The 878-nt window shown below is 44.5% G+C and carries 1 protein-coding gene; it reads right to left on the bottom strand.

The window, feature by feature from the left end; all coding sequences use genetic code 11:
• Window positions 1-48: 48 nt before the first annotated feature.
• The gene (locus A3756_RS01190) at window positions 49-795 is read right to left on the bottom strand and encodes a UDP-2,3-diacylglucosamine diphosphatase (protein ID WP_068510342.1); all 747 of its coding nucleotides are present in this window, start codon (window positions 793-795) and stop codon (window positions 49-51) included.
• Between the last annotated feature and the right edge of the window lie 83 nt (window positions 796-878).

The following is an 878-nucleotide window of genomic DNA, read 5'->3' as shown; positions in this document are numbered from 1 at the left end:
ACCCCCGCCAATAATAATGGAGTCAAAGTGAGGGTGTTTGCTCATTGTTTATATATTCGGGTTTTGTTCTTCGAGAAGATAGTTTTTAAAGTGATGTTCGCCATCTTGATCGACTTTCAGATACCAAACATGCTTGTCCCAGTCACCTAATACGATTCGTACAGCTGGTAAGCCGTTTGCTTCGACTTCGTGAATCATTGGGCGATGAGTATGCCCGTGTATCATGTGTTGAACCTTATGTGCTTCAAGTTCACGAATCACCTCTTCAGGCGTTACGTCCATGATCTCTGTGCTTTTATCCTGGTTATTCGCTTGGCTCATTGCTCGAAGTTGCTGAGCTGTGATTTTTCGCTCTTCAATCGGGCGCTTTAAGAAGGGAGCCAAGAAAGCGGGGTTACGAATGGTTGCTCTGAATTTCATGTAGCCGGTATCAGCAGTACAGAGGCTATCGCCATGCATAAGCAGTGTTGGTTCGCCTGCTACGTCGATAACACATGGATCATCAAGTAGGGTGGCGCCAGTTTCTTGTGCGAAAACATCGCCTACTAAAAAGTCACGATTACCGTGCATAAAGAAAAGTTGGCAACCTTGCTCACTGAGGGCTTTGAGGCGCTGTTTTACTTCAAGCTGAAGTTCGGTGTTTTCATCGTCACCAATCCAACTTTCGAAGAAATCACCAAGAATATAGAGCTTGTCAGCATCGTTTTGAATAGAGTCGAGGAATAAAAAGAAAGCCCTGATAATATCAGGGCGTGACTCTTCCAGATGCAGATCTGAAATAAAATAAGTGCTCATGACGAGGTCTTATTCACCATCTTCAGCTGCTTCACCTTCAAGAACGCTAGCTTCTTCAATGATCACGTCTTCAACTGGCACGT

It is taken from the genome of Oleiphilus sp. HI0086, assembly GCF_001635225.1.
Note: the sequence above shows the minus strand (reverse complement) of the source record. Positions and strands in the feature narration are given on the sequence as shown.

Excerpts from the sequence above, each read along its gene's own strand:
- A3756_RS01190 (WP_068510342.1), bottom strand. The coding sequence starts at position 795 with ATGAGCACTTATTTTATTTCAGATCTGCATCTGGAAGAGTCACGCCCT.